The 23,913-nt window shown below is 45.7% G+C and carries 20 protein-coding genes; 6 read left to right on the top strand and 14 right to left on the bottom strand.

Translation table 11 applies throughout. From position 1 onward, the window contains the following. Positions 1-100 precede the first annotated feature (100 nt). From crl to A8140_RS03640, 4 genes are all read right to left on the bottom strand, one after another. Positions 101-490 carry a sigma factor-binding protein Crl gene (gene crl, locus A8140_RS03655; RefSeq protein ID WP_005530631.1) on the bottom strand — a complete coding sequence of 130 codons (390 nt, stop codon included), beginning with the start codon at positions 488-490 and terminating at the stop codon, positions 101-103. Positions 491-608: 118 nt separating this feature from the next. Beyond that, positions 609-1,856, bottom strand: coding sequence for an esterase FrsA (gene frsA, locus A8140_RS03650; protein ID WP_005530629.1), 1,248 nt, complete (start codon positions 1,854-1,856; stop codon positions 609-611). A gap of 89 nt (positions 1,857-1,945) precedes the next feature. Further along, positions 1,946-2,410: a xanthine phosphoribosyltransferase Tet(34) gene (gene gpt, locus A8140_RS03645; RefSeq protein ID WP_005424848.1), complete on the bottom strand. Its 465-nt coding sequence runs from the start codon at positions 2,408-2,410 to the stop codon at positions 1,946-1,948. 377 nt (positions 2,411-2,787) lie between these two features. Next, positions 2,788-4,077, bottom strand: a complete 1,290-nt coding sequence (locus A8140_RS03640) for an NCS2 family permease (RefSeq protein ID WP_038863457.1) — start codon at positions 4,075-4,077, stop codon at positions 2,788-2,790. A gap of 1,039 nt (positions 4,078-5,116) precedes the next feature. On the opposite strand from A8140_RS03640, the gene A8140_RS03635 reads away from it, so the two are divergent. Further along, a complete protein-coding gene (locus A8140_RS03635) occupies positions 5,117-6,589 on the top strand; it encodes an aminoacyl-histidine dipeptidase (protein WP_005537098.1) in 1,473 nt (490 codons plus the stop codon). Positions 6,590-6,665: 76 nt separating this feature from the next. Here A8140_RS03635 and A8140_RS03630 read toward each other — a convergent pair whose 3' ends face one another. Then, complete coding sequence (locus A8140_RS03630) at positions 6,666-7,205, bottom strand: DUF3332 domain-containing protein (protein WP_033000796.1); 540 nt, start codon at positions 7,203-7,205, stop codon at positions 6,666-6,668. Between the two features lie 329 nt (positions 7,206-7,534). Here A8140_RS03630 and A8140_RS03625 point away from each other — a divergent pair, with 329 nt between their 5' ends. Further along, the gene (locus tag A8140_RS03625; RefSeq protein WP_005533705.1) at positions 7,535-8,605 is read left to right on the top strand and encodes a succinylglutamate desuccinylase/aspartoacylase family protein; all 1,071 of its coding nucleotides are present in this window, start codon (positions 7,535-7,537) and stop codon (positions 8,603-8,605) included. A 169-nt stretch (positions 8,606-8,774) separates the two neighbouring features. Further along, on the top strand, positions 8,775-9,182 hold the full coding sequence (locus tag A8140_RS03620; RefSeq protein ID WP_005533706.1) for a hypothetical protein: 408 nt from the start codon (positions 8,775-8,777) through the stop codon (positions 9,180-9,182). Positions 9,183-9,269: 87 nt separating this feature from the next. On the opposite strand, the gene A8140_RS03615 is transcribed toward A8140_RS03620, so the two are convergent. Beyond that, a complete protein-coding gene (locus tag A8140_RS03615; RefSeq protein WP_005424867.1) occupies positions 9,270-9,578 on the bottom strand; it encodes a DUF3622 domain-containing protein in 309 nt (102 codons plus the stop codon). 511 nt (positions 9,579-10,089) lie between these two features. After that, positions 10,090-14,016, bottom strand: a complete 3,927-nt coding sequence (gene purL / locus A8140_RS03610) for a phosphoribosylformylglycinamidine synthase (protein ID WP_005533707.1) — start codon at positions 14,014-14,016, stop codon at positions 10,090-10,092. 323 nt (positions 14,017-14,339) lie between these two features. Here purL and mltF point away from each other — a divergent pair, with 323 nt between their 5' ends. Together mltF and A8140_RS25815 are read left to right on the top strand one after the other, a co-directional pair. Further along, the gene (gene mltF, locus A8140_RS03605; protein WP_005533708.1) at positions 14,340-15,944 is read left to right on the top strand and encodes a membrane-bound lytic murein transglycosylase MltF; all 1,605 of its coding nucleotides are present in this window, start codon (positions 14,340-14,342) and stop codon (positions 15,942-15,944) included. Between the two features lie 284 nt (positions 15,945-16,228). Next, positions 16,229-16,363 carry a hypothetical protein gene (locus A8140_RS25815; RefSeq protein ID WP_005424864.1) on the top strand — a complete coding sequence of 45 codons (135 nt, stop codon included), beginning with the start codon at positions 16,229-16,231 and terminating at the stop codon, positions 16,361-16,363. An 80-nt stretch (positions 16,364-16,443) separates the two neighbouring features. On the opposite strand, the gene tadA is transcribed toward A8140_RS25815, so the two are convergent. The 6 genes from tadA to A8140_RS03570 form a co-directional block, all read right to left on the bottom strand. Then, positions 16,444-16,977 (bottom strand): tRNA adenosine(34) deaminase TadA, encoded by a 534-nt coding sequence (tadA, locus tag A8140_RS03595; RefSeq protein ID WP_033000363.1) that lies wholly within the window; start codon positions 16,975-16,977, stop codon positions 16,444-16,446. A gap of 380 nt (positions 16,978-17,357) precedes the next feature. After that, positions 17,358-18,917 carry an AbgT family transporter gene (locus A8140_RS03590; RefSeq protein ID WP_005533710.1) on the bottom strand — a complete coding sequence of 520 codons (1,560 nt, stop codon included), beginning with the start codon at positions 18,915-18,917 and terminating at the stop codon, positions 17,358-17,360. Between the two features lie 264 nt (positions 18,918-19,181). Further along, a complete protein-coding gene (locus A8140_RS03585; protein ID WP_005533711.1) occupies positions 19,182-19,592 on the bottom strand; it encodes a type IV pilus modification PilV family protein in 411 nt (136 codons plus the stop codon). Further along, positions 19,582-20,823, bottom strand: a complete 1,242-nt coding sequence (locus tag A8140_RS03580; RefSeq protein WP_038862960.1) for a hypothetical protein — start codon at positions 20,821-20,823, stop codon at positions 19,582-19,584. The genes A8140_RS03585 and A8140_RS03580 overlap by 11 nt, the downstream gene beginning before the upstream one ends. Next, positions 20,823-21,449, bottom strand: a complete 627-nt coding sequence (locus A8140_RS03575) for a PilW family protein (protein WP_005533714.1) — start codon at positions 21,447-21,449, stop codon at positions 20,823-20,825. The genes A8140_RS03580 and A8140_RS03575 overlap by 1 nt, the downstream gene beginning before the upstream one ends. Before the next feature lie 9 nt (positions 21,450-21,458). Continuing rightward, positions 21,459-21,974 (bottom strand): GspH/FimT family pseudopilin, encoded by a 516-nt coding sequence (locus A8140_RS03570; protein ID WP_005533717.1) that lies wholly within the window; start codon positions 21,972-21,974, stop codon positions 21,459-21,461. A gap of 103 nt (positions 21,975-22,077) precedes the next feature. Between A8140_RS03570 and A8140_RS03565 the strand changes: the two genes are divergently transcribed. Then, positions 22,078-22,515: a type IV pilin protein gene (locus tag A8140_RS03565; protein WP_005533719.1), complete on the top strand. Its 438-nt coding sequence runs from the start codon at positions 22,078-22,080 to the stop codon at positions 22,513-22,515. A gap of 94 nt (positions 22,516-22,609) precedes the next feature. Here the strand turns inward: A8140_RS03565 and dnaJ are convergent, their stop codons facing one another. After that, on the bottom strand, positions 22,610-23,764 hold the full coding sequence (gene dnaJ, locus A8140_RS03560) for a molecular chaperone DnaJ (protein ID WP_005533720.1): 1,155 nt from the start codon (positions 23,762-23,764) through the stop codon (positions 22,610-22,612). Positions 23,765-23,913 lie beyond the last annotated feature (149 nt).

Here is a 23,913-nt window from a genome sequence, read left to right as displayed (position 1 = left end):
AAATAAAGAGTGGATGTTTTAGCAATCAAATGGGGATTTAACAAGCAGAAAAGGTGCGAAAACGCACCTTTTTGTCTTATCGAGGAGGAAAACAGCCAAATTAGGCGAAATCAAACGATTCAGTGTGATATTCAACTTCCAGTTTGAAATGCTCAGCTACTGTGTCTATCAGCTTCTGGTGGAAGGTACTCTGCGTCAGGTACACTTCTTCCGTCACCTTGGCGGGTAGTGGTTCTGAAGTCCAGTCCCCTTCTTTGTTGTATTTACCAATATGGTATTTTGCCGTAAAGCCACCTTCGATGGACTCCAAGTCCATCCACCAGCCCCAAAATTCACGTTTTTCAGGTGACTTTTTATCGTCTACACAGACTGATAAACAGTCAAAATAGTAGTGACCTTCTTGTGATTGTGGTTCGCGCAGGTATGGACCTATTGCCTTCAACTTTGACATCAAGCGAAAGTGAGTCGGTCCCTGTGTCGTCTCTGACATAAGAATCTCCGTTTCCATAGTAAGGATATTTAGCTATCCAAGAATGATTATTATTTTTAATTATCATGAGCTTATTTTTTGCTCACATATATCACTCTTAACTAAATTAGGAGCTTTGTCACCTTAATAATTCCTCCTCCAACCACTTTATGGCTAAATCGAGGGATTGCTCATACCCTTTTGTAATTGTCTTGGAACTGATTTTCTTCGCCTGTCCATACTGGCTAAACAGTGCAACAAGTTGGTTGTCACTATGAGGAGAAACTGGGTCACCTTCTAGGCTCAAGGCGAGAATAGGCACCTTGGTTTTACGGCTGGTCAGGAAGCCTTGCACCTTCAAAGACCACGCCATCATTTGGCCTGCCATGCTATTGATGTCGACAGCATTTTTACCTAAGCGAGAAGCGAGTAAATCTAGATACATCTTCGGCATTTGCTGCAACTTCTTCGGAGAAGTAAACACATCATGCACTGGCGCACCTAAAGCAACACACGCTTTGATCTTCTCTTGCTCAACGAAAGAAAGACGAATCATGGCATTGCCACCAAAGCGGAAACCAATCAAACCTACCTTATGATGATCAACCCAAGGCAGTGAGAACAGCTCATTCAAAACCGCTTGGTGAAGGCAACTGGAGTTTTCCGTCAAAGGCCAATGCGAGCTGTGACCAACCGAAGGCATATCAATGGTCAACATCGCAATGTCTTTTGGCGCAAGGTGATTGCGGAACAAACGCCACATATCCGTTTGTAAACTGTCCAAGCCCGCACTCACCATCACGACCGGTAACTGTTTGTCGGTGCGTGGCAGATGCAAGTTCGCGATGATCTTGCGCTTCTGGTAGGGAATCTCAATCTGCTTGATCACATATTGCGTTTTCTCAGAACCTTCGGTGTAGGCTTTGTTCGCGAGTACTTGCGCTTGCGTCGCCAAGTTGTCGTTTTTCAAGTGCGGATAGCCAGCGATACTGAAACATAATGAAGCGGTAAACAGCTCATCTGCCGCCTCTTCACCTTTCATCTCATTCGAGCGACGTTGGTGCTCCATACCCAGCTTGATCCACTCAAATGCCCAGTTACCACTGTGGTATCCCATAACAGTATCAAGCCACTTATCTTCGGTGCGAGAGTGCTTCGATGATGCAATTTTAGCGATCACCGCTTCCATTTCGATCGGTGATACCCCTTGCCACGCCCATTGAAGACGTCTCAAATGACGATACCAAGCACGCTCGCCATGTTCTTCTCGCTCATCAAGAATTTTTTGGCTGGTCGGCATGTATTGAGTAAGTGCAGAGGTTTCTTTCGCTTGCTTGTGTTTCACGAACAAAGTTTCGGAAAGGTTTTTACTGACGTCTTCTGACATAGGAAGAACTCTAAGCTGGTTGCAATAGCGTAATAATAATAAAAAAAATGCCCCTATAAAGGGGCATTTCTCAATATTCTTGTGCAAACTTATTTTTGTTTGCGATTCACTGGCTCAACAAACTGGATAGACATATCCCAAGGTTGCTCGATCCAAGTGTCTTGAGCGATATCTACTACGTAATCGTCTAGTAGCTCAACACCTGCAGGCTTAGCACATACTGCGATAAGCTTCGCTTTCGGGTACATTTCACGTAGCTTGCGTGCTGTGTCACCGCTATCTACTAGGTCTTCAACGATTAGGAAACCTTCGCCGTCACCTTCTGGTGCTTTAACTACTGTCATATCACGCTGGTGATCGTGGTCGTAGCTAGAGATACAAATAGTATCAACGTGACGAATACCCAGTTCACGCGCTAGGATTGCACCAGGAACTAGACCACCACGGCTTACCGCCCAAATACCTTTCCATTGCTCAGCTGGCATTTGCTTCTCAGCCAGTTCACGGCAGTAAGACTGCATCGCATCCCAAGTGATAATGAATTTTTTACTCATTGTAATAACCTAATAATTTCAAAATATGCATCCCCTCTGCTTAGTTGATGGCGCTGAATTGGACTCAACAAACTAAACTTTCCACACCAGAGGAAATGGGGGTTTCAAGCTACGCAAACGATTATTCTACCGAAAGCCATGGCTAATACCAACGCTGATATCAAATTTCTCCGTCTATTACGCAGAAAAATCGAATTCGGTGAACAACACAAAACAGAGAAGTGAATGAATTCACGTAGAAACGAGTCACAAACGATTCGTTCTTAAGAAGGTTCGTTCTAAAACGCTCCTTGCTCAAGCAATCCACTCTCAAAGAACTCGCAAACAAAAAGCCAGTGTGAGTTTTGGCTCACACTGGCTTTTTAAGATTACGGGAATTAGCCCAGAATGTACTTCGCGATGAAGATTGCAGACATCACCCACACGCTCATCGACACTTCACGGCCTTTACCACTGAACAACTTAATCGCAGCGTAAGCAATGAAACCTAGCGTGATACCTTCTGCAATCGAGAAAGTCAGAGGCATTACCAAGCACGTTACTACTACTGGCGCTGCTTCTGTTAGGTCACGCCAGTCAATACCCACAAGGCCAGAAAGCATAAGGATTGCTACGTAGAATAGCGCACCAGACGTTGCGTAGGCTGGAATCATACCCGCTAGTGGCGAGAACAATAGAGCTAGAAGGAACAATACACCAACAACCACAGCCGTGAGACCTGTACGGCCACCAGCTGCAACACCAGAAACACTCTCGATGTATGAAGTGGTGTTTGATGTACCTAGTAGCGCACCCACTGACGTTGCAGTTGAGTCCGCAAGTAGCGCTTTGTTTAGACGAGGAATGTTGCCGTTTTCATCAGTTAGGCCTGCTTTTTGCGAAACGCCAACTAGCGTGCCTGCAGTGTCGAACAAGTCAACGAATAGGAAAGCAAATACTACCGAGATCATGCCAACTTCAAACAGACCTGAGAAGTCTAGCTGCATGAAGGTTGGTGCAATGCTTGGTGGAGTCGACATGATACCGCCCCACTGAACGTCACCGAAGATAAGGCCAAGAATTGTCACACCTAAGATAGCAATCATAACCGCACCTTTCACACCACGGTGAACCAATGCAATCGTCATGAAAAAGCCAATCGCAGCAAGTACCGATTGCAATGACGTAATGTTACCCATTGAAACTAGCGTTGCTGGGTTATCTACTACGATGCCTGCGTTTTTCAGTGCGATGAACGCGAGGAAAAGACCGATACCGGCAGAGATACCTGTACGAAGAGAAAGCGGAATGGAGTTGATGATCCACTCACGGATTTTGAACACACTCAAGACAATGAATAACAAACCAGACACAAACACGGCCGCTAGCGCTAATTGCCACGTATAGCCCATACCCAACACAACAGAGTAGGTAAAGAACGCGTTTAGACCCATACCTGGAGCCTGAGCGATTGGGTAGTTTGCTACTAAGCCCATGATGAAACAGCCAATAGCTGCAGCAAGACACGTCGCAACGAACACGGCACCACGATCCATACCAGTATCTGCAAGGATAGCTGGGTTTACAAAGATGATGTAAGCCATAGTTAGGAAGGTAGTGATACCTGCGATGATCTCAGTGCGCACGTTGGTGCCATTTTCACTAAGTTTAAAGAGCCTTTCGAGCATGATCGAATCCTGTAAAAGGTAAAAGGTAAAAGGTAAACGGTTGCGTGATCGATTGGCTCGAATTATAAAGTTATCAAATAACAAATTCCAGATAGAATTTTCACTCTAATGGGATTTTTTTCGCTGGATATGAAACCTATTCGCTAGTGTTTTAAACAAGACAAGAATTTAGATCTTAATAAACAACAACTAACAGAATTGTATTTTGCTCGGCTCAACGTGTACAAACTGAGCAATGTATTAAACTTTCAAACGTAAACCTGAGGTTTTGGACGTTAAATACCCACAAATTAGTCAGAAAATGAAATAAGTTGAAGATGCGTTAGTAGAATGGAAGCTTGGTGGCGAGAAAGTAGTCGAAGTTTGATACTGCAGATAAAAAAACGCCACTCAATTTGAGTGGCGGTGAATCATGTCAGCACTATGCACTGAAAAAAAATTCCAATTTATAGGGGTGAACAAACTTGTTCGAGTCACATGCGTTGGCTTCAATTAGTAACCAAAGCTTGTTGGGTATACAAAGTTACCGGTGTAAATAGATTTGCTGTTCCAGAACATTGCACTTGGTAAACCTTTCATAAATATCACCTTCTAAATCAATTAATACTGTTAATTTGGTTGATTTCTCGGTTCCTTGGAGGCGATAAACGGACTCATCCTTTGAGCATTTCGTTCTTCTCTCAGAAGCTGGTTACAAATATACCACTGAGAAATTTAATTACAAGCATTTTAGTGACCAAAATCACAAAAAATTAATAAATTGATCTTCATCAAGAATTAGTTGTAATTAAATTACAGTTTAGTAAATTAAAAAATAGTCAAACTTTCAATTCATACTAAGTGCGTTGCATTAGTGTATTGCATTGTGTTCATAATCTGTGACAGTTCTAGGGCAAATCCTTTTCACCACAACTACTAGAACGGCTTTTGTGGTGGTATGCTGATGGCAATTTCAAGCCAATACCGATTAGCACTTACTGCTAAACACTCATTAAATTTACGGTTTAAATTTGGCAAAGCACATCAAAAGGAGTCTTCCGTGTCTGAATTCCATTCTGAAATCAGTACCTTATCACCTGCTCCACTTTGGCAGTTTTTCGATAAGATTTGTTCAATCCCTCACCCTTCTAAACATGAAGAAGCACTAGCACAGTACATTGTTACTTGGGCGACAGAGCAGGGTTTTGACGTACGCCGCGATCCAACTGGCAACGTGTTCATTAAGAAACCAGCAACGCCGGGCATGGAAAACAAAAAAGGCGTGGTTCTTCAAGCGCACATCGACATGGTGCCGCAAAAGAATGAAGATACTGATCACGACTTCACAAAAGATCCTATCCAGCCATACATCGATGGCGAATGGGTAACCGCAAAAGGCACAACACTTGGTGCGGACAACGGCATCGGTATGGCTTCTTGTCTTGCAGTTCTTGCTTCTACTGAAATCAAACACGGCCCTATTGAAGTGCTGCTAACGATTGATGAAGAAGCAGGCATGACTGGCGCATTTGGCCTTGAAAAAGGTTGGTTAGAAGGCGACATCCTTCTAAACACGGATTCAGAGCAAGAAGGCGAAGTCTACATGGGTTGTGCTGGCGGTATCGACGGCGCAATGACATTCAACATCACTCGCGATGCCATTCCAGCAGGCTTTGTTACTCGTCAGCTAACGTTGAAAGGCCTTAAAGGTGGTCACTCTGGTTGTGATATCCACACAGGTCGTGGCAACGCAAACAAACTGATTGGTCGTTTCCTTGCTGGTCACGCACAAGAGTTGGATCTTCGCCTTGTCGAGTTCCGTGGTGGTAGCCTACGTAACGCTATTCCTCGTGAAGCATTCGTTACGGTTGCTCTACCAGCAGAAAACCAAGATAAGTTAGCGGAATTGTTCAACTACTACACTGATCTACTAAAAACTGAGCTTGGTAAAGTTGAAACTGACATTGTGACTTTCAATGAAGAGTTCGCGACTGACGCACAAGTATTTGCAGTAGCAGATCAACAACGTTTCATCGCGGCGCTTAACGCGTGTCCAAACGGCGTAATGCGCATGAGTGACGAAGTTGAAGGTGTGGTTGAAACGTCACTTAACGTTGGCGTTATAACAACAGAAGAGAACAAAGTAACCGTACTTTGCCTAATTCGCTCACTGATCGACTCAGGTCGTAGTCAAGTTGAAGGCATGCTGCAGTCTGTGGCTGAACTTGCAGGCGCGCAAATTGAATTCTCTGGTGCTTACCCAGGTTGGAAACCAGATGCAGATTCTGAAATCATGGCTATCTTCCGTGATATGTACGAAGGCATCTACGGTCACAAACCAAACATCATGGTTATTCACGCAGGTCTTGAGTGTGGTCTATTCAAGGAACCTTACCCGAACATGGATATGGTTTCTTTCGGTCCAACCATCAAGTTCCCGCACTCTCCAGATGAGAAAGTGAAGATTGATACCGTTCAGCTGTTCTGGGATCAAATGGTTGCACTTCTAGAAGCGATTCCAAAAAAAGCGTAATCCTAACCAGATTCGATAAATACGAAAAAGGGTGCCGAGGCACCCTTTTTATTGCGAGCTCAGAAAAAGTCGCAACTTATGCACGAGTTTGCGCGTATGACGCTAGCTCATCTATAGAAGTCTTAGCAACAACTTCACCATCGATGTAGTAAGTAACAAACTCACCTTCACGAACACCCATTAGTGTCGCTTTTTCACCGTTGTTGTAAGTGATGTCCATTTGAACTGTGTTTTCGTCGATCTGTTGCATTTGACCTTGTTCGATAACACGGTTATTCGTAATAGGACCAACAGGAGCTGTCGTTAGAGACTTATCTAACTGGTGGTTTACGTCGATGTAAGTGTCCATCTTCTTATCAAAGATGTGTGGCTTACCGTTTAGCGGGTTTTTACCAGTCCAGAACTCTAGCGAGTTGAACACAATGTAGTCAGCCGCAATCGCAACACCGTAAACTGGCGCCATTAGCATGTTTAGACCACCACGAGCGTAACGGTTATCAACGGCTTTCAAGTTGAAGCCCATAACGTAACCCGTTACTGCGTTACTGCCTACACAGCCAGAAAGAGAAACTGCTACTGCAGTCAGTGCGCCAATTTTAGCGATCGCCTTTTTCATTAAAACCTCTAGTTAAATAGTATTAGGTCAAAAATTCGGCGGGGATAGTAGCGGATAAAAACAAGAGGTAAAAGACAGTTTTTCGCCAAAAAATATTAGTATTAAATTTAACACAGCCTTATTTTTTCTGTGAATATAACACATCAAAAACCAAGGCAAGGCTACTCAATCTATACTAGATTTCACCCAATAAACTTACACAAGCCATACATTCGGTGAATTTTTGATCTTTTCAATAAAAATTATTGTTCGTCACATCAAGAAGAATGATTAGTGTGATTTTGAACCAGTTGTTACATTGTTGCTAACGTATTTGACAGAGATGGTTTATGGCCAGAAGTAAAAAAAGCAAAGTATTTGAGCTGCTCGGGCACCAAGTACAACCAGGACAACGACTAGAAACCGAATTTGAAGCGGCACAGCTTTACACGCACTCGCCTCTTTCTATTCCTGTGGAAATTATCCACGGTAAACAGGAAGGCCCTGTTTTAATGGTAAATGCAGCGATCCATGGTGATGAGCTTAATGGCGTAGAGATCGTTCGTCAGATGATTAACCAATTGGATCCAGCCAAACTAAAGGGCACGGTGATTGCGGTTCCTATCGTAAACGTGTTCGGCTTTATCCATAAGTCGCGCTACCTTCCAGACCGTCGCGACTTAAACCGCTGCTTCCCAGGTAGTGAGAAAGGTGCGTTGGCATCACGTATGGCGCATGGTTTCTTCAATAACATCGCTAAACGTTGTGACTACATTTTGGATCTTCACACGGGTGCAATTCACCGTACTAACCTACCTCAAATTCGTGCGAACTTGAGCAACCCAGAAACACTGCGTATCGCAAAAGCGTTTGCAACACCAGTGATCGTTGACTCTGCTCTACGTGACGGTTCTCTGCGCAGTGAAGCTGAAAAGTGCGATATCCCTGTTTTAACGTATGAAGCAGGTGAAGCACTGCGCTTTGATCCACTGTCGATCAGCGCTGGTGTATTAGGTGTTCAACGTGTCATGCAAGCGATCGGCATGCTGCGCGCAAGCCGCAAAAAGCTACCAGAGCCAATCATTGCCAAATCCACCAGCTGGGTACGCGCATCTGGCAACGGCATCCTACGCACTGTCGTGAACTTAGGTGATAAAGTAGAAGAAGGCGAAACGCTCGCTTACATCAGCTCACCGCTTGGCCATGACGAACTAGAGCTGGTTGCACCAAAAGGCGGTATCGTGATCGGTCAGCAAACACTGCCTCTAGTTAACGAAGGTGATGCTATTTTCCATATCGCTTACTTCAAGCAAGACGACGAGATGGTTGAGCAGACGGTAGAGAGCTATATTGAAGAGCTAACTGAGTTTGATGTCGACCAAGTGACCACTGGCCAAATACCGCTAGAAACTCAGCAATAATTCTCAACGAATAAACTTAAGCCCAGATTCTCTATCTGGGCTTTTTTATATCCATACTTTTAAAAACAAAAGGTTGAACCAGAAGTTCACATAAAGCATTCACACAACAAATTAATTGCAATAATTCTCATTCACAACCAGGGTGTCTTCCTTTTGCTTGTGAACCACTATGAATAATACTTATAAACAACTTCTTATTGCAGGAGCCATCTTGCCCTGCTTAGCTCACGCTCAACCATCTGGAGAGATTGCTGAGTACTTACAAGAACAAAGTAACCAACATCAAATCGAAGATCACTATGCTCAAAAAGTCCACGATGGTTTAAATCTTGATGCTAAGCCAGATATGATTGCGTGGAAAAACGATGAAGCACTCACTGGATGCCAATATGCAAAAGGTGAGATTACCGAGGCAAGAGATTACGACTACGGTGAAGCTACTGATTTGTCAGATGGATTACGCCACATTGATTTGCAGCCAGTTCACACACCTAAAAAACTGCGCAAAGACCATACGTACAATACCGCTTCATCAGGAAGTTCCGTGACATTCTCTGTTTCCTCTGACTGCTTATAACGACACAAATAAAAATGCCCCGAGATTAACTCGGGGCATTTTCAAATTCATTGTCGATGGTTCCAATCACCATCAAACACACTGCGATTATTCTTCGTCAGTGTCTACGTCTGCTTCACGAGCTTTACGAGCTTCTTCTTTGCGAACTTTTGCCGCTAGTTGCTCTGCTTCGCGCTCTTGACGTTGTACTGCTTTACGCTCGTTACGAACTACTTGGTTTTGTACAAAACCTGCTAGTTCCTGCTCAGCCCAAGCTTGTGCTTTCTCTTCGCTGTCAAAACCAGTTTCACGTTTTGATACTACTACTTTACGAGAAGTCACCTGACGAGTGATCTCTGCGCTCCAACCGTTACGTTTTTCAGTTACGCGGATAGCAAATTTTGGATTTTTAGCCATTTCTTTCATTTCCTAAGGGATTAATCAGGGATTCGGTCAACTTGATAACTCCATCTAAGCTGAGCTGTTTAACACCATCCCTTGGTAAGCGCGGTATTAGAGCATAAAAGTTAGCGAAACGCTGCAAGTTTTTTATGGGAGACGGGAGACGGGAGACGGGAGACGGGAGACGGGAGACGGGAGACGGGAGACGGGAGACGGGAGACGGGAGACGATTTCATTTTGTCTATTTAGGAATTAATACTGTCAACACCTTATGAGTCCAACGCAATTTAATCGTCATCCTCAAGAACAAGGCACGAGTGAGTTGGGGATCTCTCCCTATTCATTGTTCAAAAGAGATTTCCTACTCCTTCCTTCGTCAGTCTAGGAAATGACGCCGCTATTTTTCCCGACTCTCGAAGCGCAGCGTCCTATAGGGCGAAGTCTATTCTCGATTCCCTAAAATAAAAAAGCGCCGGTCTCTCAACCAGCGCTTTACTATTTTCGTTAACCGTTGACTAAGTCATGGTTAGCCAATGTTCTTACGTGCGTTTTGGAACAAACGCATCCAAGCACCGTTCTCACCCCAACCTTCTGGAGACCATGAGTTCGCTACTGTGCGGAATACACGCTCTGGATGCGGCATCATGATAGTTACGCGGCCATCAGCAGTCGTTAGACCTGTGATTGCGTTTGGCGAACCGTTCGGGTTGTTCGGGTATTGCTGAGTTGGGTTACCGTGGTTATCCACGTAACGAACTGCAATAGTACCTGATGCTTCAATCGCCGCTAGGTGGTCTGCGTCACGTACTTCTACGCGGCCTTCACCGTGAGACACTGCGATCGGCATACGAGAACCTGCCATGCCGTCGAAGAATACAGAGTCAGACTTTTGTACTTCAACTAGGCTAAAGCGAGCTTCAAAACGCTCAGATTCGTTACGAACGAAGCGAGGCCATAGGTCTGCACCTGGGATTAGCTCTTTCAGGTTCGATAGCATCTGACAGCCGTTACACACACCTAGAGAGAACGTATCTTCACGCTTAAAGAAGCCTTCAAACTGGTTGCGCGCTTGCTCATTGAACAGGATTGATTTAGCCCAACCTTCACCCGCACCAAGTACGTCACCGTAAGAGAAGCCACCACACGCCACTAGGCCTTGGTATTCTTCTAGAACCGCTTGACCCGTTAGGATGTCGCTCATGTGGATATCCGTTGCTTCAAAACCTGCACGGTCAAAGGCTGCTGCCATCTCAACGTGAGAGTTAACGCCCTGCTCACGCAGAATTGCCATCTTAGGCTTCGCGCCAGTATTTACCATAGAACCCGCAATGTAAGGCGCTGCGATGTCTTCATTTACATCGAAGCTTAGCTTGACGTTTAGGCCTGGGTCAGAGTTGTCTTTCTTCGCTTCGTGCTCTTGGTCAGCACATACTGGGTTATCACGTAGACCTTGCATCTTGTGCGTTGTCTCTGCCCAGATAGTGCGTAGTTCAGTACGGTTACGCTCAAGAACTACTGTCTCACCAGAAGTAATCACTAGCTCATCAGATGCTTCTACAGAGCCAATTACGTGTGAACACGCTTCAAGATCGTTTGCTGCTAGCGTTGAAAGTACAGCGTCTAAATCTTCATTCTTAACCTGAAGGACCGCACCTAACTCCTCGTTGAATAGCGCCGCTAGTGCATCTTCGCCCTTCTCTTCTGAATAAAGGTCAGCGATGTCAGCTTTAACGCCACAGTGACCCGCGAATGCCATCTCAGCTAGAGTAACGAATAGACCACCGTCACCCTTATCGTGATAAGCCACTACTTGGCCGTTCGCTACTAGAGTTTGAACGCCCTCGTAGAAACCTTTTAGCTGCGCTGCGTTGTCTACGTCTGCTGGCTTATCACCAAGCTGCTTGTAAACCTGTGCTAGAGCCGTTGCACCTAGACGGTTCTGACCGTTACCTAGGTCGATAAGAACTAGTGATGTAGCACCTTTGTCAGTACGAAGTTGTGGCGTGATTGACTTACGCACATCTTCAACACGAGCAAACGCAGTGATGATTAGAGATAGCGGAGAGGTTACTTCTTTCTGCTCACCGTTCTCTTCCCACTTGGTCTTCATCGACATTGAGTCTTTACCCACAGGGATAGTCAGGCCAAGTGCTGGACATAGCTCTTCACCTACAGCTTTTACTGCTTCGTAAAGACCTGCGTCTTCACCCGGGTGGCCAGCTGGAGACATCCAGTTTGCAGACAGTTTAATGTGTTTGATATCACCGATGTTTGTCGCTGCAATGTTTGTGATTGCTTCACCAACCGCTAGACGAGCAGAAGCGCCGAAGTCTAGTAGAGCCACTGGTGTACGCTCACCCATCGACATCGCTTCACCGTGGTAAGTGTCGTAGCTTGCTGCGGTCACTGCGCAGTTAGCAACAGGCACCTGCCAAGGACCAACCATTTGGTCACGAGCAACTAGACCCGTTACTGTGCGGTCACCGATAGTGATAAGGAATGTTTTCTCTGCAACCGTTGGTAGACGTAGAACGCGATCCACTGCTTCGTTTAGCTCGATACCGTCACGGTTAACCGCTGGGTTGTTCGCTTTAAGCGTTTTCGCATCACGGTGCATCTTAGGCGTCTTACCAAGAAGCACATCCATTGGCATGTCGATTGGCGTATTCTCGAAGTGTGAATCTTCAAGTTTCAGTTCACGCTCTTCAGTTGCGATGCCTACTACTGCGTATGGTGCACGCTCACGCTTACAGATTGCGTCGAATACTTCCATATTCTCTGGCGCAACCGCCATTACGTAACGCTCTTGAGATTCGTTACACCAGATCTCAAGTGGGCTCATGCCTGGTTCATCATTTGGTACATCACGCAGTTGGAAGATACCACCACGTTCGCCATCGTCCACAAGCTCTGGAAGTGCGTTCGAGATACCGCCCGCGCCCACATCGTGGATAAATGCGATAGGGTTAGCATCACCAAGTTGCCAACAACGGTCGATCACTTCCTGACAGCGGCGTTCCATCTCTGGGTTTTCACGCTGTACTGAAGCGAAATCTAGGTCTTCGGCTGATTGACCAGATGCCATTGAAGAAGCTGCACCACCGCCAAGACCGATGTTCATTGCAGGACCACCCAGTACGATTAGGCTTGCACCTACTGGGATCTCTTTCTTCTGAACGTGCTCGTCACGAATGTTACCCATACCACCAGCAATCATGATTGGCTTGTGGTAACCACGAACCTCTTCACCTCCGTGAGAGTTAACTTTCTCTTCGTAAGTACGGAAGTAACCAAGTAGGTTTGGACGACCAAATTCGTTGTTGAACGCCGCACCACCAAGTGGGCCTTCTAGCATGATGTCTAGAGCGTTAACGATGCGACCCGGTTTACCGAAATCTGTTTCCCATGGCTGTTCAAAACCAGGAATACGTAGGTTAGAGGTTGTGAAACCAACTAGACCTGCTTTTGGCTTACCACCGATACCAGTCGCGCCTTCATCACGAATTTCACCGCCTGAACCAGTAGAAGCACCCGGCCAAGGAGAGATAGCAGTTGGGTGGTTGTGCGTTTCCACCTTCATTAGGATGTGCGCTTTCTCTTGGCTGTAACCGTACTGGCGAGTTTCTGGGTTCGGGAAGAAACGACCTACATCAGAACCTACCATTACCGCTGCGTTATCTTTGTATGCAGACAGTACGTTTTCAGGCGTAGTTTCGAATGTGTTCTTGATCATCTTGAACAGAGACTTCTCTTGCTTAACTCCGTCGATAGTCCAGTCTGCGTTGAAGATCTTGTGACGACAGTGCTCTGAGTTCGCTTGTGCGAACATCATTAGTTCGATGTCAGTCGGGTTGCGTTCTAGCTTATTTACGAACGCATCGTAGAGGTATTCAATTTCATCATCTGCAAGTGCAAGACCTAGGGTAACGTTTGCGTTTTCAAGCGCAGCACGGCCGCCTTTTAATAGGTCAACGTCTGCTACAGGCGCAGGTTCTGCCGCTTGGAATAACGCGTTTGCCGCATCAAAATCAGTAAATGTCACTTCCATCATGCGATCATGGATGAGTGCTTTTACATCAGCCATTTGAGCATCGTTAAGAGGCGTCGATGTCTCTACGTAGTATGCCGTGCCGCGCTCAAGACGTTTTACTTTGTCTAGGCCACAGTTGATGGCGATATCAGTAGATTTAGAAGACCAAGGCGAAATAGTGCCCGGACGAGGCGTAACAAGAAGTAGAAGACCTTCTGGCTCATGCTCTTCGATCGTTGGACCGTAAGTCAGCAATTTTTCCAGTTTTTCCAACTCTTGAGCATCAAGGTCAGACTTTAGATCCGCAAAGTGCATGAACTCAGCGTAAATGCCAGTGACAGGCAGATCTTGTTCACGACAAAGTTCCAGTAGTTTATTAACACGAAACTCAGAAAGAGCTGGGGAGCCACGCAAAATTCTCATGTGCTTAGGTCTCTTATTGCAAGTGATTAAGGTGATATTGGAATAAATTCAGTGGGTTATACTGTTTTCTTCGAAGCTATTCCCGAAGGTTTTTCAAACCTATGCCGATGCCACCTCTTCGTTGCGAGCGCATTATATAGCAATTGTTTTTGTGATGTAACACTAAAAGCAACCGTTTGCGTCATTTTTTTCGTCAAATTTGAATTCCGACTAAAATGTCGATAAATCACACAATGTCGCACTCTATCTGTCTGATTCACTTTGCCCCACCAGCTCGCTTTGATATAAAGGCAACTAGAAAATTATCGAGACGTACCGAATTAATGCAAATAAGTCAGTTCAACCGACTCAAGCGCAGCGCCCTACTTTTCGCCTCTGTGCTTTTACTCTCTGCCTGTCAGATTGAGTCGGAACCCAAAAGTGAATTCGAGCAAATCCAAGAGCGTGGTGTCCTACGTGTTGGCACGCTAAACAACCAACTCTCCTACTACATTGGTCCTGATGGTCCTGCTGGCTTGGATTACGAACTGGCGCGCAAATTTGCAGAGCAACTCGGCGTGAAGTTGGAAATCAGACCCGCTTTCCGCCAAGCAGAGTTATTCCCTGCTCTAAAAAAAGGCGATATTGATATTATCGCGACAGGTTTAAACCAAACTTCTCAAGCGGTTCAACGCTTCCGTCCCGGGCCTGCTTACTACTATGTGAGCCAGCAAGTAGTGTACAAAAAAGGCCAGCTTCGCCCTCGCGATGTAGACCAGCTCATCAAGTATCAAGAATCAAAAGATGAGAAAGCCGGAAACGAAGACAGCAATGCAGGAGCAGAGACGCTGCAAATTGTTGAGCAGTCACAATTTGTTCCGACATTAACCGCGCTACAGAAAGAACACCCAGAGCTGCAATTCGAAATTATTGGCGATGCCGATACTCGCGACCTCTTAAAACACGTATCAACAGGTGAGTTGCGTTTTACAGTAACTGACTCGGTGGAACTGTCTTTGGCGCAGCGCCTATACCCAGATTTAGCTTTGGCTTTTGAGCTCACCGAAGACCAACCTGTCTCTTGGTTTACTCGTCGTTCTGAAGATGAAAGCTTGTATGCCATGTTGATCGAGTTCTTTGGCAACATTAAACAGTCTGGTGAACTCGCGACACTCGAAGAGAAATACATCGGTCACATTGAAGCTTTCGACTACGTAGACACGCGTGCCTTTATTCGAGCTTTGGATAACACCCTGCCGAAATGGTCACCACTGTTCCAAAAGTACAGTGAAGAGTTCGACTGGCGCTTGATCGCCGCATTGGCTTACCAAGAGTCCCACTGGAAACCAAAAGCAAAATCACCGACGGGTGTACGTGGAATGATGATGCTTACATTGCCTACTGCGAAGAGCGTTGGGGTAACGGACCGACTTGACCCAGAACAGTCTGTTCGAGGTGGTGTGGAATACCTGCGTCGTATTGTCGCTCGTGTACCAGATTCCATTAATGAACACGAAAAGATTTGGTTTGCGTTGGCATCTTACAACGTTGGCTATGGTCATATGATGGACGCACGACGCCTGACTAAAGCGCAAGGCGGCGATCCGAACGCATGGGCAGATGTAAAAGAGCGTCTACCATTGTTGCGTCAGAAACGTTATTACAGCCAGACTCGTTACGGTTATGCCCGTGGTGATGAAGCACGTAACTACGTAGAAAACATCCGCCGTTACTATCAATCGATCATTGGCCATGTAAGCCAAAAGCCTGCTATCGACGAGGATACAGAAGACCTGCAGGTTATCCCGCCACTCGATCCTAATCTATTAGTTTCTGGTGCTGTGGAGACCTTGGCTGAACAGGTTTCAGGGGCAGTTGAAGTAACACCACCACCTGAAGAAAATGCGCCTCAAGAAGCAGAGCAAACACCAGTGCCAAAAGCAGAATAAAAACTTCGAAAATAGCGAGCCCTCAGCTCGCTATTTTTTTGAGTCAACAGATCAAGTTATCCAGAATCCAGTCTTTCGGGCTTATCTAGCTTGTGATGCTCATTGGTGCCATACCAATATTAGGCTTGCATAGCAGAGAAGTTCTTTTAGTCACTTCTCCTCAAACTGATGCCACCTTCATCCGTAGGCGTGCCTCATCAGAATGTCATCGATTGATAGTATGTCAGACGCTTTGCTATGCGAGTGTCGGAGAGTGTGTTCGTTGTCTGCAAGAGGTTCTGATTATGAGAAAGCGCAGAGTGCAGTCAAAACGTTTGAATAAGACAGTGGCTGCTAACCGCCGCAAGCGTAAGCTGACGAGTATGAAAAAGAAAGTCAGTGCACGTAACCGTGTTTTCGTTCACCTAGTGAATCACTGAGAATGTGAAGCAAACATCTACTCTTAGGTAGGTGTTTGCTAAAAATACTTCTAGCCGAAAAAACTAATTCTCCTTTCAACTTACTTATCTTTATTTTCCCGCTCGTTTTCCAACGCCTTTTGCGCTTGTTTCTTCGCTTTAATTTCTTTGCGGCGACGTTTAAAGAATGCTTGCAACTGAGAGCGGCATTCTTCTTCCAGCAGCCCATTTTCAACTGTTGCGTAATGGTACGCTGCTTGGCTTTCAAACAAGTTTAATACCGTTCCTGCAGCGCCTGCTTTTAAGTCAGGCGCACCGTAAACGACGCGTTTCACTCGGCTGTGTAACAATGCCCCAGCACACATTGGGCAAGGCTCTAGCGTGACATACAAAGTGGTATCAAGCAGTCGATAGTTTCCTAGAGCTTCACCCGCTTTACGCAAAGTTTGGATCTCCGCATGCGCCGTCGCATCATGAGCGCAAATAGAACGGTTCCAACCTTCCGCAATGATCTCTCCGTCTTTCACTAGAACAGCACCAACCGGCACTTCCCCTTCTGCTTCTGCTTGCTCTGCAAGCTCCATCGCACGGCGCATAAATAGTTCGTCTTGAGGGGAAAACTGAGAATCTGACAAAAGGAGGCTCCGGTATTTGGGATAGGTCGTAATTGAAAGTGGATTTTAACCTTCAAAGAGGGGAAGTGGAAGCGGATGCGGGATGCGGGATGCGGGATGCGGGATGCGGGATGCGGGATGCGGGATGCGGGATGCGGGATGCGGGATGCGGGATGCGATTTATTTTGTTTTTCTAGGAGCACATTCTGTCAACGCTATTTGAACTGAGTTTCTTTCACTAATCTTTCAGCACACACCTCTCGATTCCTAGAGCTGCGCGTTCCCGACTCTGGAAGCGCAGCGTCCTGTAGGACAAAGTCCGTTCTTCAATTCCCGAAAACAAAAAAAGCGCCAGTCTCTCGACCAGCGCTTTCTAAATTTACTTAATAGCTTTAACGTTCTTACATAGTGTAAGTGTATGGCGCTTGAATACCTAGAGGAATATTTAGCATCCAGTAAACCACTAGGAAGATAGACCAGCCGATTAGCATTGCAATCGAGAATGGCATCATTAGCGATGCTAGTGTACCGATACCTGTCGATTTCACGTAACGTTGACAGTAAACCACTACTAGAGGGAAGAATACCATCAGGGGTGAAATGATGTTCGATACAGAGTCACCTACACGGTAAGCCGCCTGAGATAGCTCAGGAGAGATACCCACAGCCATTAGCATCGGAACTAGGATTGGACCGATAAGAGCCCATTTCGCTGATGCAGAACCGATTAGAAGGTTTACAGAAGCTGTTAGAAGAATCATACCGATGATAGTTGCTTCACCTGGTAGGTTCATCGCTTTCAGGCCTTCAGCACCGTATAGCGCTAGCATCGTGCCGATGTTTGATTGCGCAAATGCAGATAGGAACTGTGCACAGAAGAACGACATTACGATGTATGCGCCCATAGTAGACATGGTATCCGCCATCGCTTTGATGACGTCGTTACTTGTCTTGAACGTGCCAGAAACTCGACCGTAAACGTAACCCGGAATGATAAACAGGATGAAGATCAACGGAACGATAGACTTCATGATTGGCGCAGAGAACGCAGTGATCTCACCCTCAGGTGAACGCAGTGCAGAGTTTTCTGGAATAAGCGCCACAACAAGAAGAGCGATACCCGCCATCATTGCCCAACCAGCGTAACGGAACGCTTTAGACTCAAGCTCAGTGAAAGAACCTAGATCTGGTGCTTTCTCTGCGTCTTCGTCGATTGGTGTGTTCTTTAGGCGTGGTTCGATGATTTTCTCAGTTACGTACCAACCGATAGCAACAATGATTACTGAAGATAGACCAGTAAAGAAGATGTTTGCTAATGGGTTAACCACGTACTCAGGATCTAGAACCTGTGCAGCTGTTTGTGTGAAACCAGCCAATAGAGGGTCAATACCTGAAGGAATAAAGTTAGCAGAGAAACCACCTGATACACCTGCAAACGCTGCTGCGATACCCGCTAGAGGGTGACGACCAGCTGCGTGGAAGATGATACCACCAAGAGGAATAACCAGAACGTAGCCCGCATCCGCCGCTGTGTGCGATACGATTGCTACAAGAATTAGCATTGGAGTAAGAAGTTTTGCTGGCGTGAAGTTCAGCATCTTCTTAAGGCCAGTCGTGATGAAGCCAGAAGAATCGGCAACACCTACACCCAACATCGCTACTAGAACGATGCCAAGTGGCGCAAAGCTAGTGAACGTTGTCACCATATTAGCAAGGAAGCTTGCCAGTGCTTCACCTGTTAGAAGGTTAGTAATAGTAAGAGCTTCGCCAGTTCGAGGGTTTAGAAGGTCGAAAGAAACATTCGACAAAAGTGCAGACGCAGCCCAAGTAATGATTAGTGCCCAGAAGAACAGAATCGCTGGATCGGGAATTTTATTACCTACTCGCTCGATAAAGTTCAGAAAGCGATCCATCCCGCTCGGCTTCGGTGATGGTGCCTTATTTACTGCTTGGTTACTCATGGTAACTCCATATGAATGATGTTGGTTCCATAGCCTATTTTCAGTAGAGCATTCTATTAAATAGATATTAAGAAAGCACAAGATTCTACGCTTTTTTCCATATTTGGAGACATATTTTGCAAAAATCCATATCAATTAAACATAAAAAAAACAGTAGTACACCATTGCATTAACAGTTGCAAAACCACTTATTAACCACCTAACCAAGCATAAAGGTTGTAGATACTTACGACAAAAGCAATTGCAAAAGGAATATAAAACACGTTAGTTTTCAAACTCACTGTAACGCGAAATCATTGTTTTTAGCTCAATCGATTGCGTTTCCCCCATCCTATCTTTCCAGCTAGAAGTTATCGTGATGGTCTTGAGAGATTCGGAGATCGTTGCTGCAGGCACTTCCCACTCAACGATATAAGATCCAGTAGCAGAAGATCCTGTTGCAATAGCAGCGAAACTGGCCGGTGTCATAGTAGACATTGCCTCAGAAGCACCTCGAGTGCGGAACAGCTCAAGTTGATTTTCGGCCAGTCGCAGTGCCTCGATACTTTGAATCACGTAATCCGATTCACGTTCCATGTAGATTTGTAGCTTAGTTAAACCAAGTGCGCCAATACCAAGCAGCAGAAACGAAATCAGCACCTCGATTAAGCTAAAGCCTTTTTGTTTAGAGATCATTCCAAGAACCCTTTTTCCATTTAATTTTCTTGTGATCATTGGGTACGGATGTGGAATCAAATTCCAAGTTAACTGCGGCACCAAAAACACTTAACCCACCAGGGGTGTCGAAAACATACCCACCTACAGGCTTGAAAGCGCCACGGGAAAAAAAAGTAAGTTTTTTTATTTCGTCTGTCGAGAGTCCTCCTATAAATGGAGTGACTGAGACATCTGATGTCCATCTTGCGGTCATGTCACTGACTGTAGAAGTAAACAATTGGTAAACAGTTCCGGGAAAAGAGTCAGCACCATTAACCGACAATAAGCCATTCTCGATAACAAGAAGCTTAGGGCTAGCATTAAGGTTGATTCCGATACCGGTTTCTAGGTCACAATCACCAACCACCCACACTTTATCGCTCACAGAAAACGCACTGATTATCCTGTCAACACAAGATTGAACTGTTGACGAGCTACTTGCCACACTCCCATCAATCACCACGAATCCATTTTTTATTTGAGTTAATTGGGAGCGAGGGTAACCAAAAAACGCTTCAAAAGGGTCAAGGTTTGGGTCATGAATAAAATCATGCTCAAACATCTTTTCGTCGCCAATATAATCTTGATTGTTACCAATGACTTTCACTTTATAGTCGTTTATGCCAGCAGAATCATCACAGTTAGAGTCACCAGAAACGCATAACCCTGAGCGCGCAGTATTCGTCATATGAGATGAACTACACGTTTTTCCAGAAGGGTGTGTAGTAACAAAAGCGCCCTCCATTGCTACTGAAGTCATAAATCGAACAGATACACAAGTGTCTGGCTCGACAAATTCCGGCGTAAAAAGATAGGACCCCATTAACTTCAAATCAGAGCGAGCCTGTATAGCACCAGTGGGTCTGCCAATTACTTCAATACTCTTGAAGGTCTCAACTCGGTTGTTTACGCTCGAAGATAGCTCGTAGAGTTTCGGGTCGACCAAAGATTGAGTTGCAGTAACGGTACTTTGCAAACAACTAGAGTAGTCTTGCGTATTTGGTGTGACCGACATATCCGCTTTATTTATCGCGTAGCCACACTCCAATCCCCCCTCAGCACGCCAGTGCTCTTGCCGCGCTTCAATTTGGTTATTGGCACGCTTGATCTGATAAAAAAGAGACTTGTAGCTACCAAGCGACATCATTAACGCAGCGACAAGTAATACACTGACAACCAGTAACGCTGCTGCACCTTGTTGTTTATTCATTATTGCCAGTTCCTTTGTTTCACAGTAAAGGACTTCTCCGTACGAATATTCGTCGCATCTTTCAATTCAGTCCCCAAGGTAACGGTTATTAGGGCACTCTTGGCGTCAGTGTTTTCTAAAACCTCACTCACAAGATCAAACCGATTAACGTGGATCGCCTTTTTGTCGAAGAGTGTGTTACACGTCCCTGTACCGGAGAGGTTGGCCACATCATTGATATTCCATATAGTGGCTTGCTTCTTTTGACACACAAAGAGCGATTCAGGCGTGCCATCCCGTTGCTCATACACCACGTTTTTATACAAAGACGTAGCTCCAGAAACCCCAACGTTATAAACGTATGCCATAAGCCCAGAGTCAGCGCCACTAATGGTATAAAGTGTGTTACTTGCACCGGATATTTTGACCGAATTTCTATCGCTACCATCAAATCCTGCTCGCTGAATATCGCTCTTCATCATCTGCAGAACACTGGCTGTGTTTTGCAGTAACATCAGCTCTTTAGAGCGCTCCATCGCCACCTTTTGGCCACTGATATAAAGCGAACCGACAATAGCGAGAGAGATCAGCCCCAAAGAAGAGGCAATCATAAACTCAACGAGGCTGGCACCTTTTTGGTTAAACATATTCATCCCTTAAGAACAGGTTGAGTACCCAAAGAACTCGGTATTGTTGTTATCACTACATACACGAACGCGAGCAGAAAGAGTGTGAGAGATGAGTTTGAGTGCTTTTGTAGATTCTCCTACCGGATAAAATTTGATATTACCGGAGGAAGGGCGACCATGAACGTCATCGAAACTGATTTGAGTCGATGAATAACTTGGCGTAACCACAATTCCGTTGTAAGCCTCTCCCGAAAATGACAACAAAACCGTACCAGCTCCTTCGGTTCCGTTATTAGTAAGTTCTATTCGCCAATTACCATCACTTGATGAAGCCCCAGACATAATAATGTGGGCCCAGAGTCTTTCTCTGCGTAAAATCGCTTCCGACTTACCTTGAAGAACAAAACCGTGTAGCTCACCAGCTAAGCGCTGCATTTTGTTGGTTTCAAAAACATTTTGGAAAGATGGTGCTGCCGCCGCCAGTAAAACACTCATTACAGCGATGGTGATCAGAAGCTCCAACAACGTAAACCCGCGAGGCATTTCCCAAATTCCTATGCAAACGGCAAAAGGGCCGTAATTCATCTTGCGCTGATGCTATCACCTAAGAAAAATAGGCGGAAAAGTGAAAAGGGAACTACTCGTCATGATTCGAATTTCTGGTTGTAACGGATACAACAAACGATTTAGAGGGATGACATTGATCGAATTACTAATAGCCGTTGTGATCGTCGGTATCATTGCCGCTATCGCCTATCCGTCTTATTCCAACCACGCGATCACTGCACATCGCACTGTTGCATTGAGTGACATTAGTCGTATTCAGTTAGAACTCGAAACCACTTACAACGGTGGCTATGACTGGAGCGGAATTATATCTGGGGGTAGTTGTACGATTTGTGATTCGGACGCAGACCGCTTCTCATTTTCCATCGCAAGCTCAGCAACAGCAGCATACACAATTACAGCAACTGCAAAATCTGATCGTGGACAAGATGGGGACAGCTGCTTTCCGAGCAGCCAAGATAAAAAAATAACCCTCACTTCAACCAATATTGAATCGCCAAGCGAGTGCTGGAACTGATTAAGCCACCTTCCCTTCTCTGGCTAAAAGAAAACAGATACGAAAAAGCCCGCATCAATGCGGGCTTCTTATTAAATTTTAACTTAGTCAGCAATTAGCTGGTTAAGTCATCAAAGAACTTCTTCACACCGTTGAAGAAACCTTCGGATTTTGGCTTGTGCTTAGTTGCAGCATCGCCACCACAAGACTCATCAAACTCTTTCAGCAATTCTTTTTGACGAGAACTTAGCTTAACTGGAGTCTCAACCACTAGCTTAACGATTAGGTCACCCACACCGCCGCCACGAACGCCTTTCACACCTTTACCACGCATGCGGAACATGCGGCCAGTTTGCGTTTCTGTCGGTACTTTAAGATTCACACGACCATCTAGCGTCGGAACCTCAACTTCACCACCTAGAGCTGCCATAGCAAAGCTTACTGGCACTTCACAATATAAGTTGTTGCCTTCACGTTCAAAGATATGATGCTCTCTCACGTGAACTTGTACGTAAAGGTCACCTGCTGGTGCGCCCATTTCTCCCGCTTCACCTTCGCCAGATAGGCGGATACGGTCGCCAGTATCAACACCAGCTGGGATCTTAACGTTAAGTGTCTTAGTTTTCTGCTTACGGCCTTGACCATGACATTCATTACATGGGTCTTTGATGATCTTGCCTTTACCGTGACAGGTAGGACAGGTCTGTTGTACTGCAAAAAAGCCTTGACGCATCTGAACTTGACCGTGACCATGACAGGTACCACACGTTTCAGCTGACGAGCCTTTCTTCGCGCCGCTACCATCACAAGTATCACAGTGAACAAGCGTAGGTACTTCGATCTCTTTTGATACGCCACGAACCGCCTCTTCTAGCGACAGTTCCATGTTGTAACGCAGGTCTGCGCCACGTTGCGCGCGTTGCTGACCACCGCCACGACGGCCGCCACCAAAAATATCACCGAACACATCGCCAAAGATGTCGCCGAAGTCAGCGCCACCGCCACCAAAACCGCCGCCGCCGCCGCCGAAGCCGCCACCGCCTTGTTCAAAAGCAGCATGGCCGTATTGATCGTACGCCGCTTTCTTTTGAGGGTCAGTGAGAATTTCGTACGCTTCTTTTACTTCTTTAAACTTGTCCGCTGCAGACTGATCACCCTGGTTACGGTCTGGGTGGAATTTCATCGCTAGACGCTTGTACGCCTTTTTGATATCGCGCTCAGAGGCATCACGGCCTACGCCTAATACTTCGTAAAAATCACGTTTTGACATGTTCTTCGTCACCAATTAATTACTGCAAACGGCATGATCTACCGCTTGGTGTTTGTATCGTTCTAGGTAAGTGCACTCATTGCAAAATACTTAACTAGAAAGACAGCTTGGACAAACAGACGGGCGTAAGAGTTACCCCAAACGCCCGC

Source organism: Vibrio campbellii CAIM 519 = NBRC 15631 = ATCC 25920, assembly GCF_002163755.1.
GTDB lineage: Bacteria > Pseudomonadota > Gammaproteobacteria > Enterobacterales > Vibrionaceae > Vibrio > Vibrio campbellii.
The sequence above is the reverse complement of the archived record's forward strand: the minus strand, read 5'-3'. Positions and strand labels throughout refer to the sequence as shown.

Coding starts and splice junctions, on each gene's coding strand:
- purL (WP_005533707.1), bottom strand. CDS start 14,016: ATGAGAATTTTGCGTGGCTCCCCAGCTCTTTCTGAGTTTCGTGTTAAT.
- A8140_RS03570 (WP_005533717.1), bottom strand. CDS start 21,974: ATGCCTCGCGGGTTTACGTTGTTGGAGCTTCTGATCACCATCGCTGTA.
- A8140_RS03575 (WP_005533714.1), bottom strand. CDS start 21,449: ATGTTTAACCAAAAAGGTGCCAGCCTCGTTGAGTTTATGATTGCCTCT.
- crl (WP_005530631.1), bottom strand. CDS start 490: ATGTCAGAGACGACACAGGGACCGACTCACTTTCGCTTGATGTCAAAG.
- gpt (WP_005424848.1), bottom strand. CDS start 2,410: ATGAGTAAAAAATTCATTATCACTTGGGATGCGATGCAGTCTTACTGC.
- A8140_RS03580 (WP_038862960.1), bottom strand. CDS start 20,823: ATGAATAAACAACAAGGTGCAGCAGCGTTACTGGTTGTCAGTGTATTA.
- A8140_RS03615 (WP_005424867.1), bottom strand. CDS start 9,578: ATGGCTAAAAATCCAAAATTTGCTATCCGCGTAACTGAAAAACGTAAC.
- A8140_RS25815 (WP_005424864.1), top strand. CDS start 16,229: ATGAGAAAGCGCAGAGTGCAGTCAAAACGTTTGAATAAGACAGTGGCT.
- A8140_RS03640 (WP_038863457.1), bottom strand. CDS start 4,077: ATGCTCGAAAGGCTCTTTAAACTTAGTGAAAATGGCACCAACGTGCGC.
- A8140_RS03565 (WP_005533719.1), top strand. CDS start 22,078: ATGATTCGAATTTCTGGTTGTAACGGATACAACAAACGATTTAGAGGG.
- A8140_RS03630 (WP_033000796.1), bottom strand. CDS start 7,205: ATGAAAAAGGCGATCGCTAAAATTGGCGCACTGACTGCAGTAGCAGTT.
- mltF (WP_005533708.1), top strand. CDS start 14,340: ATGCAAATAAGTCAGTTCAACCGACTCAAGCGCAGCGCCCTACTTTTC.
- frsA (WP_005530629.1), bottom strand. CDS start 1,856: ATGTCAGAAGACGTCAGTAAAAACCTTTCCGAAACTTTGTTCGTGAAA.
- A8140_RS03585 (WP_005533711.1), bottom strand. CDS start 19,592: ATGATCTCTAAACAAAAAGGCTTTAGCTTAATCGAGGTGCTGATTTCG.
- dnaJ (WP_005533720.1), bottom strand. CDS start 23,764: ATGTCAAAACGTGATTTTTACGAAGTATTAGGCGTAGGCCGTGATGCC.
- A8140_RS03620 (WP_005533706.1), top strand. CDS start 8,775: ATGAATAATACTTATAAACAACTTCTTATTGCAGGAGCCATCTTGCCC.
- A8140_RS03590 (WP_005533710.1), bottom strand. CDS start 18,917: ATGAGTAACCAAGCAGTAAATAAGGCACCATCACCGAAGCCGAGCGGG.
- A8140_RS03625 (WP_005533705.1), top strand. CDS start 7,535: ATGGCCAGAAGTAAAAAAAGCAAAGTATTTGAGCTGCTCGGGCACCAA.